This is a genomic window from Limnospira sp. PMC 289.06 (assembly GCF_032350395.1).
Classification (GTDB): Bacteria; Cyanobacteriota; Cyanobacteriia; order Cyanobacteriales; family Microcoleaceae; genus Limnospira; species Limnospira platensis.
Window position 1 is genome coordinate 1 of record NZ_JARPLC010000149.1, and the last position, 10,013, is coordinate 10,013.

Here is a 10,013-nt window from a genome sequence, read left to right on the forward strand (position 1 = left end):
GTGTTTCTGGGAGGTGCGCCACCACCGCAGCAATTTGGTAAACCCGCCCCGGCTTGTAGGCGATCGCATTATAGTGACATACCTCCTCGTCCTGAAGGAGCGAGGATTCCTTGACGCTTCACAGCAATGTGCTACCTAAGTATTCTTACCCTGGCTCTGCGTCCGTTTAGAGTCTCCCAATCCCCTGTGGCGACTATGTTTAATTGTACTCAAGCCCAAAGCTGTTTGTCTTCAGGGATGTAGTTAAATATTGCCCCTCGGAACTGTCTAGGTGCGCTCTCATCGTAGCTATTTCAACGGGTCTTGATCCTTATGACTTCTCTATTTGAGAACCAAGCCGTCCTAGAAGGCTATGCACTGAGTGTCATCGAAGTGCGATGCAGTGAGCTTGTCGAAGTGACGGGGTTTTAGACCCATTCTTCTGATAATGGTATTGATGCAGAGGTAGTACACAACAAGTTCTAATGTCGGAACTCGGTTTGTCCAGGCGATTTTTTGGCACTTTTGGTCTTAGTCCGGTGTTTTCAAGATAACCCAACCTATCGGATCTGCTGGATGCCAGAAAGCCAATGCTAGGCTATATTTTACCTGGTTGCCACACCTGCAAGGAATTTGTAGGGTGTGCAGTTCGGACATTCTCAGAAAATTAAGGTTGAGGTTATATGGAAATTGGTGTCCCCAAAGAAGTTAAAGATCAGGAATTTCGGGTGGGATTAAGCCCCAGTAGTGTCCGAGTCTGTTGTGAAAAAGGCCATCAGGTTTTTGTGGAAACACAAGCGGGGGTCGGGGCGGGATTTTCTGACCAGGACTATCTCGAAGCAGGCGCTAAGGTGGTTTCCTCACCCACAGAAGCCTGGAATCGTGAATTGGTGGTCAAGGTCAAAGAACCCCTACCCTCAGAATATCCCTTTATTCAGAAGGGACAACTTCTATTCACTTATTTACATCTGGCGGCGGCTAGGGAATTGACCGAACACCTGATTAATAGTGGCGTGAATGCGATCGCCTACGAATCAGTAGAATTATCAGACCGACGCTTACCACTACTCACTCCCATGAGTATCATTGCGGGTCGCCTTTCCGTACAGTTTGGAGCCCGATATCTGGAACGCCAACAAGGGGGGCGAGGGGTTCTCCTGGGTGGTTTCCCCGGTGTGAAATCCGGTCATGTGGTGATTTTAGGTGGTGGTATCGTCGGCACGGAAGCCGCCCGCATTGCGGTTGGTATGGGTGCTATGGTGACAATTATTGATATTAATGTCGATCGCCTCTCCTATTTAGAAACTTTGTTTGGTTCCCGGGTAGAATTGCTTTACAGTAATTCAGCCCACATTGAGGCTACTGTTCCCCAGGCTGATTTACTCATTGGTGCGGTCTTGGTTCCAGGTTTTCGGACTCCGATTTTAGTTTCCCGTGAATTGGTCGCTAAAATGCGCCCCGGTTCTGTATTAGTTGACGTGGCGGTTGACCAAGGCGGTTGTATTGAAACTCTGCGGCCTACTTCTCACACTCAACCAACTTATATTGAGTATGGGGTGGTTCATTATGGGGTTCCCAATATGCCGGGGGCTGTACCCAGTACGGCTACCCAAGCCTTAAATAATAGCACCTTGCCTTATGTTCTCAAATTAGGCGATCGTGGCATTCGCGCTTTAGCTGAAGATGCCGCTTTAGCTAAGGGTTTAAATGTCGAAAATCACCAACTTGTTCATCCCGCCGTTAGGGAAGTTTTCCCTGATTTGGCTTAGGTTTAACTATCTATCTATCGCCGCCAGTTACTGATGGGGTGGTTGGCTCAACTGCCCCATTCTCTAAAGTTGATTTTTTATTCAAAAAAAAAATTTTGTTCGGCCCCCCTGAGCAGAGGGTTGACAACAGCCGGGAACTAATGATAAGATATTAAGATACAGTCTTATAATGTAAATATGTTTAATAATTTCAAAAAAGTCACCACTCCCATTATTTAAATGGTAGCACGAGCCCCCCGCAAAAGCAACCCCACCCCCCGAAAAAAAAAATTTCGCAACAAAACTTAATTTTTTTTTACAAAAGTTAACACAAAGTTATTGACGCATATTGCGCTTGAGTTGTTCGAGTTCGTCATCCATTTCCCACTGACGAAACTGCTGTTCGAGTGGGTCAGGGGTGGCTTGAAAGCGAGTGTAATCATTTCCTTGGTTCCATCCCTGGGTTTCCCAAGATTTAGTTTGGGTAGTTTTAGCACTGTTGATTTTTTATTCAAAAAAAAATTTGTTCGGCCCCCTGGGCAGAGGGTTGACAACAGCCGGGAACTAATGATAAGATATTAAGATACAGTTTCATAATGAAAATATGTTTAAAAATTTCAAAAAAGTCACCACTCCCATTATCTAAATGGTAGCACGAGCCCCCCGCAAAAGCAACCCCACCCCCCGAAAAAAAATTTTTCGCAACAAAACTTAATTTTTTTTTACAAAAGTTAACACAAAGTTATTGACGCATATTGCGCTTGAGTTGTTCGAGTTCGTCATCCATTTCCCACTGACGAAACTGCTGTTCGAGTGGGTCAGGGGTGGCTTGAAAGCGAGTGTAATCATTTCCTTGGTTCCATCCCTGGGTTTCCCAAGATTTAGTTTGGGTAGTTTTAGTGCGGTTGGCGGCGGATTCCTGCTGTTTAATTTTAACCTCTTTGCGTCGCTGTTGAATCTGGCGATAGAGTTCCTTAGACTTTTCGATGCGGTTTTTAACGCCCTGCATTTGTCCCCAGCGCTGATTTCCCTGTCGCAATAGGGAGGCTTCTCTTTCTTGTGCGGCTTCAGCGAGGTCAGGGCGGTTGGCGGCTTGTGCTTTAGCGACCCATTTATGCCATTTTTGGATATCTTGTGCGATCGCCAAAATTTCTTCAGTGCATTTCTTTTCCTCACGCTGTAGGTCAGCAATTAATCGGAGGGTGTCCTCTTCCTGTTGACGCAACTGTTCCTCAAGGGCTTGCAATTCCAGATCAGGATGATCTCGCAAAAATTCCTCTAGGCGGGTTTCCAGAAAGCGGCTGAAATCTTCAAATAAGCCCATAATGATTGTCGGTGATGGCTATGACGGCTAATTATATTTTAGCGAAATCTAGGGAGATCTCAACCAAAAGGAATAAGTTATTGGTAGGGTTGTCAGTACCTAGGCCATAGATGATAGTGAACCAGGGGAAGATTTAGGGGAAGCTGTGGTAGCTAATGCGACGACTCCAGCTACTTTAATTTTTCTCAACTTCAAGGCTTGAATAGCAGCATTAACCGTAGCCCCAGTGGTATAAATATCATCAATAATCAACACAGAACTGCGAGGGGGAAGGGTGTCTTTTCCGACTCGTAAAGCCCCCAGCAAATTTTGTTCTCGTTGTTGTCGGGATAAGCCGTGCAGGGCTTCGGTATTTTTGACCCTTTGTAAACCATGGGGTTTTATAGGTAAACCTGTAATTTCACAGAAGCCGCGCCCCAATAATTCTGCCTGATTAAAACCCCGTTTTTTGAGTTTATCGGGATGTAGGGGAATAGGAACTACAACTAAATTCTGGGGAACCCGGTTGACAGTATTGAGCCACCCCTCGGCTAGACAATAGCCTAACATTTTGGCGATTTGTGGGTTGCCATCATATTTTAAAGCAGCGATCGCTCGTTTGAGGACTCCCCCATAGCGACCCCAAACAAAAATCGGCACCTGACCAGGGAATAGTCCTGGGTGGGTAAATTGACATTCTAACAATTGTTGTTGACAATAGTGGCAGAACTCCTGATCTGTAGGTCTTGCACAGAGGGGACATTCTGGCTTTAAAAAGAGATTAAAGACAGATTGAAGAATAGAATTAGTCATGGCGAGTTAAAAAACAGAGAATCAGACAATTGCGGTGTTGGGCAATTTTGGTGGATAATCATAGATTAAACCAAGGTTAACTGGGACTGTGCAGATTAAACAAGTCATCATTGCTCATAAATCTAGGGATAGGCTGAGTCAGCGTTGGGCGCAACAATACGCCCGAGAATTTGAACGGCGGGGATGTCAGGTTTTGATGGGACCGAGTGGGGCGAAAGATAACCCCTACCCGGTGTTTCTAGCTTCTAGTAGTAGTCCTATCGATTTGGCGGTGGTATTAGGGGGAGATGGAACGGCTTTAGCAGCGGCGAGACATTTAGCGGAAGCAGGTATCCCCATTTTAGCGGCAAATGTGGGGGGGCATTTAGGATTTTTAACTGAGTCCTTTGAGGATATAGAGGATACGGAAACGGTTATAGCTCGTTTATTTGAGGATCGCTACGCTATTGGACAGCGGATGATGTTACAGGCGGCGGTTTTTGAAGGTTCCCGCGATCACCTAGAACCGTTAAGCGATCGCTTTTTGGCCCTAAACGAAATGTGCATCAAACCGGCTTCTGCGTATCGAATGCCTACTTCTATCTTAGAGATGGAGGTTGACGGGGAAGTAATTGATCAATATCAAGGGGATGGCTTAATTGTGGGAACCCCCACGGGGTCTACCTGTTATAATGCGTCTGCAGGCGGTCCGATTGTGCATCCGGGGATGGATGCGATCACTGTTAGTCCCATTTGTCCCCTCAGCTTTTCCAGTCGTCCTGTGGTAATTCCTTCGGGGTCAGTGGTCAGTATTTGGCCCCTAGCTGACCTCGAACATGATACTAAATTATGGACTGATGGGGTATTGGCTACATCGATTTGGCCGGGACAGCGGGTTGATGTGAGGAAAGCAGACTGTCAGGCTAAATTTATCATTCTGCGGGAGGACTATTCGTTTTATCAAACCCTGCGGGAAAAATTGCAATGGGCGGGGGCGAGAGTTAGACATATTAATAATCACCGGAATTAATGCAATTAGACTAGGGTGATCAAGGTTTTCCAACTTCCACATTTTGATAAATGGTGACGGGATGATCAATGCCTTTAAAGGTGTAATCTCCCATTAGAGCAAATTGCTCAGGCGATCGCAACATTTGATAAGTCGCCTGACTAATGACACACTTTCCTGGGGGACAAATCGGCTCCATTCTCGCCGCCAAATTAATTGTTCCCCCCAAGACGGTATAATCTACTCGTTGGGAGCTACCGACATCCCCAACTACCGCCCTACCGCTATTAATAGCAATACGCAGTTGTAGTGGTTCTGATAACTTACCTTCAGCGTTGAGTTTTTCTAGGCGTTCTAACATTCCTAAAGAGGCATGAACAGCGCGTTCTGCGTGGTCTGATTGCGCTTCAGGCGCGCCAAAAAACGCCATGATACAATCACCAATAAACTTATCTAAAGTTCCTCCCAGGGCAAAAACTTCCTGCAACATTTCCTCAAAAAAAGCATTAAGTAATGTCGCTAATTCCTGAGCAGGTAAGCGTTCAGAAAGGGCAGTAAAACCGACAATATCAGCAAATAAAATACTAATTTCAGCATCTGTGGAAGGCAAACGGCCATTGTCTAAAGCGCCCACATTGATTAAGTGCTGTACGACCGCCGGGGTATGGTAGCGTTCCAGACGTTCACGGATAGTGCCTTCCCGCTGTAATTTTTGAGTAAGTAACCAACGTTGAACACTAGCCGCGACTAAATTTCCTAAGGCTGAGAAAAAGCTCAAATCTTCATCTCCGCCACGAGTCCAGTAGTCAAAGGAAAAATGAGCATCTCCATATAAAACACCTACGACATGATCCTCATCCCATAGGGGAACTGCCAGACAAGATCGGATATCTTTAACTAGAATACTGGGTTCACTTTCAAAGCGTGTATCCTGTTGAGCATCAGCGGTTTTAATAGCAATTTTATCACGAAAAACTCGCTGACAAATACTGCGACTAATCCAGCTTCCATCAATAGATATATCTGGGTTGTTACCGGATTTTTTCGAGGCTACTTTGACGAGTTCTAGTTGTCCGTCACCATTGAGATCAACGAGTAAAGCCAAGCGTTCAATAATGGGGATATCATGAAAAATCACGGACTGAGTTTGTGAGAAAATGGCATCAATAGACTCAGCACTATTCAAACATTTAGCAATTTCTACTAGGTCTTGTAGGCGGGCTACAGAGCGACGATAATTATTAATATCCTCATCAAATTGGGTGTTACTTTGAATCCATTGTTGTTTAAGATCCTGAACCCGACCAATTAAATTAGTTCCTTCCACCAGAGTCCCAATTTTGCGCCCGCCATTTTTCTTGGTATCTGGTGCTAGGATATCTAAGCGGATCTGATCAATTCGCAACTGGTCGTTAAGTTTGAGGGGGTGAGGCTGGGTTAAGGATATATCATTTAGACAAGTGCCGTTTTTACTACCTAAATCTTCCACCCACCAACCACCATCAGTCCCTTTATAAATGCGGGTATGACGGCGCGATACTTCAATAAAAGGCAGTTGCAGGTTACACTCAGGCGATCGCCCAATAATAAATTCATTGCGATCGACCGGAATTAGCCTTTCGGGTTGGTTTTCAAGAATTAGTCGCAGCCTGAGTTCAGCCATGAAAAATGATTAAAATAAGAATGTGGTACGCAAAACACCGATTACAACTGTGTCATTATTGGCATTATGTTCTGGATTGGTGACCATAAATACACCCGGTGTCACCCAGATATAATCACTGACACGGAAACGGTAGAAAGTCTCGAAGTGTAAGGAGGTATCGCGATCTTCTCCCAAGGGCAAATTACGGCCGGCTACCAGTTTAGGCGGTTGACCAAAGATAAAGGCAAATAGGTCGCCATTACGGCCGAAGGGTTCAGACCAACCGAGAGAAAGGCTGTAGGTGGTAGTGTTGGCATAGGCGTTGCTGGTAGTTGATTCCCCAAAGGTCACGCCTCCAAAGGCGGCGAGGGTAATATTCGATTTGATGCGCCACTGGAAGGACCCCCCTACTGCATTAAAGTTCATGGGTTCATTGAGTAACCCGGAGGTGTCGGCGCTCAAACTTCCGGTGAGGGTGTCTAGGCGACCATTGGCAGAGTAGGCGTTAATATAGGTTAAACCTGCCAAGGTGTTAGCACTGGGTTTGAGTAACAATTGTACTCCTAAAGCACTATGATCGGAATGACTAATGCCGAGTGTGGCATCGGAGCTGCTGCGAGCGCCATAGGCTACCTGTAGTCGCACTTTATCGGAAACTAACCAATCAAACCCAGCGCCTCCGTCTAAAGCGCCCATTTTAAATAGGGGGCTACCCTCGCCAAAGCGGGAAATGGCACCGCGACCGCTATCGAAAAAGGGTGAGTTAGCAGTGAGGACGTTGCTGAGACTAAATCCTACGGGGCGGACGGTGAAGACTACCCGGTTATTAAAGGCGGGAAATCTGTATTCTAGGTAATCGAGGAATAGTTGATTATTGCTATCAGTTTGGTATGACAGCAGGGCCATATCTCCCAACCCTGGATCTTCTACGGTTCCGGCTAATCCTCTATTTTCAAAGTTACCGGAAACGAAGCCTATGCGGAGGCGATCGAGACCACTAAAGGAAGATACGGTTCCGAGACGCAGGAGATAGTGGAGGGTAGCTTGATGGTTGTCTCCGGTGCCGGGAGGGTCTCCGCCTACGGCACCAGCAAAGCCGAAGATGGCTTCACCACCGAATATGGTGGTAGTGGAAAATTGGTTAGCTTCTAATTCTGCGGTTCTGGCTTCTAGGGCGAAGATACGACCTCCTAAGGTGGCGAGTTCGGCGGCAAATTCCTCTTGGAGACGTTGGAGGACGGCGAGATCTTCACGGGTAACTCTATCAACTACGGAGGCGGCGATCAGTTCGTTAATTCGCTCTAAACAGGCGTTGAGTCCGGCGGCGAATTCGTAGCGGGTCATCGCGCGGTTGCCTCTGTAGGTTCCGTCGGGATATCCTGCTATACAGCCATAGCGTTCAACAAGGGATTGTAGGGCTTGAAATGCCCAGTCTGTGGGTTGAACGTCTGAGAGTTGGGAAACGGAGGTAACTTGTCCCTGAACTTCTACTAGGTCATCGGTGCTAATGATGTCTTCGGAGAGTTGGGCGATCGCTGTATTGGTATGGATAATAGAAGCGATCGCACTGGTAAGGGGAAGAATCATTGCTACTTTTGACCAGAAACTATAGCCCCATAATTTGCTCATTTGACAACACTCCTCAGAATTAACAGCGTCTATATAGCCTACAACCCCTATTCTACCGTTACTTAGGTGTTACTCAAAACCATAGCAGGATAACAAGTGAGTAAAAAATGAGTAACGATATCAATACCCCTACTGTAGGGGGAAAGGGTAATTATGACGATGGCTATAGTAGATTCCTGAAAGCCTATCAAGACTTTAAAGGGGAATGTCCCAAAGGAGTGACACTCAAACTACAAAAGTCCGGGGCTAGGTACAACCTACTATTGCAGTTTAAGCAACCACCTACCGGGAAACGGCTACCCAAAACGGCTAACCTTGAATGTACTCCAGAAGGGGTTATTGATGGAGTCAGGAAAGCTAAGTTGGTATCAGAAGCCCTAGGGACTATCACTAGCGCTAGTGAATTTTGGGATTGGTACGATGCGACTATCTTAGGAAAGAACCAGATTGAGGATAATCTGATAGCCTACCGGGAAATATTCCAACAACTGGAGGATGAGTATTTTGCCGGGTAAAACCGCAATACAGGACGACCGCGTTCTCGCGATATCGCTAGCGACTTAGCGTCTTACGAGTCTACTAAAGGGGCGCATTTCAGGCTGTTCCCTAACTGGGATGAATATCCTAGCTGGGAGAGTTTCAAGGCTATGCTATATATTCCCTTGCAGAATGGAGAACAATTAGTAGGCTCCAAAACCTTCAAGGAACGTTACTACATCTTAAAAGCCATAGCTGAGAAATCACCTAACAAAGACCATTTACTCAAACAGCTTGAACCTATTAACGCCAAACAAACACAATTCAAAAAGAAACAACGGATAGGCATCGATGCCTTTAAGGATTGGTGGTATAGCGCCAAACAAGAAGCCTATACTGTTAAAGGTCACCAACATCAATTAACAAGGCATAATTGGTTATGGGTGACTGGTATGGCGGTAATGTACGGGTTAAGACCTACTGAGATAGCCGCCGCCGTTAATCTAACTAAGCCATTTGTAACGGATGATGGTATCACTATCAAAGCACTATCAGACCCCGATAATCAAGACAATTACTTGGTGCTAGGTGACTATGTTTACTTTACTGACGCAGAAGGTCGGAAAGTGAGTATTAAAACAGGGGGAAGGATTGTTGCTCCCATTCCCAGCCCTGAAATGTTTGATTTCCTAGAATTGAAACGACCGTTATTGCCAGAATATAGTCCTAGAAAAGGTAGTAAACCCAAAAGCATAGTTACAGGCTTTGAGACAATATTTAGTCAACGACTTCAATTCATGAAATGCCCGGTGACCCAAAAATATGCTTTTCGTAGGCTGTACAACCTGTTAGGTGAAAAGTATGGACTACCTATCGAGTTGCGAGCTAGACTTATGGGACATAGCACAATCGTCAATGAGGGTAAATACAAGACAGAAGGCATTGACGCTACCTTAGAAGTTCTCAAAGGGGTTTCTAAGTTACCTATACCATTGAACGTAGCCATAGAACGGTTAACAGCGTTAGGGTTTGATGTTGACACTCCAGAAGCTAAGGCATTTCTCAGAGTTATCTATCAGATAGATTAATCTAATCGTCAACCTTTCATAAATTAACACCCCTAGATTAAACCCCTAGGGGTTATTTTATGGCTACAGATTGATAGATCCTGCTATGGTTTTGAGTAACACCTAAGTAACGGTAGAATAGGGGTTACAGCTTATGGGTTAGGAAACTCTCCTTTCGCCTGCATTGCCTTTAAACCCTTATCCTGACAGCGATAGCGGGTTATTACTCAACCCCTATATCCTATTGAGTTACTCAGATATTACTCACAATCTAGTCCTAGCACAGGAAAATAATTCTGTCAATAGGTTGATTACTCAGTCAATAAGCACAACTTAATCAATCTGTCAAATACCCATACCACCA

At 45.5% G+C, this 10,013-nt stretch carries 6 protein-coding genes and 1 pseudogene; 3 read left to right on the plus strand and 4 right to left on the minus strand.

Features of this window, described 5'->3' with window-relative positions; all coding sequences use genetic code 11:
• Positions 1-662 precede the first annotated feature (662 nt).
• Positions 663-1,748 (plus strand): alanine dehydrogenase, encoded by a 1,086-nt coding sequence (gene ald, locus P5674_RS20940; protein WP_006616003.1) that lies wholly within the window; start codon positions 663-665, stop codon positions 1,746-1,748.
• 721 nt (positions 1,749-2,469) lie between these two features.
• Here ald and P5674_RS20945 read toward each other — a convergent pair.
• Together P5674_RS20945 and P5674_RS20950 are read right to left on the minus strand one after the other, a co-directional pair.
• Positions 2,470-3,051, minus strand: coding sequence for a TIGR04376 family protein (locus P5674_RS20945; protein WP_006616653.1), 582 nt, complete (start codon positions 3,049-3,051; stop codon positions 2,470-2,472).
• 99 nt (positions 3,052-3,150) lie between these two features.
• Positions 3,151-3,843 (minus strand): ComF family protein, encoded by a 693-nt coding sequence (locus P5674_RS20950; RefSeq protein WP_006616652.1) that lies wholly within the window; start codon positions 3,841-3,843, stop codon positions 3,151-3,153.
• An 88-nt stretch (positions 3,844-3,931) separates the two neighbouring features.
• Between P5674_RS20950 and P5674_RS20955 the strand changes: the two genes are divergently transcribed.
• Complete coding sequence (locus P5674_RS20955; protein ID WP_006616651.1) at positions 3,932-4,852, plus strand: NAD(+) kinase; 921 nt, start codon at positions 3,932-3,934, stop codon at positions 4,850-4,852.
• A 19-nt stretch (positions 4,853-4,871) separates the two neighbouring features.
• On the opposite strand, the gene P5674_RS20960 is transcribed toward P5674_RS20955, so the two are convergent.
• Positions 4,872-6,494: an adenylate/guanylate cyclase domain-containing protein gene (locus P5674_RS20960; RefSeq protein WP_006616650.1), complete on the minus strand. Its 1,623-nt coding sequence runs from the start codon at positions 6,492-6,494 to the stop codon at positions 4,872-4,874.
• 9 nt (positions 6,495-6,503) lie between these two features.
• Entirely contained in the window at positions 6,504-8,105 is a 1,602-nt protein-coding gene (locus P5674_RS20965; RefSeq protein ID WP_006616649.1) for an iron uptake porin, read from the minus strand.
• Between the two features lie 107 nt (positions 8,106-8,212).
• On the opposite strand from P5674_RS20965, the pseudogene P5674_RS20970 reads away from it, so the two are divergent.
• Positions 8,213-9,670 (plus strand): annotated as a pseudogene (locus P5674_RS20970) (recombinase).
• The last annotated feature ends 343 nt before the right edge of the window (positions 9,671-10,013 follow it).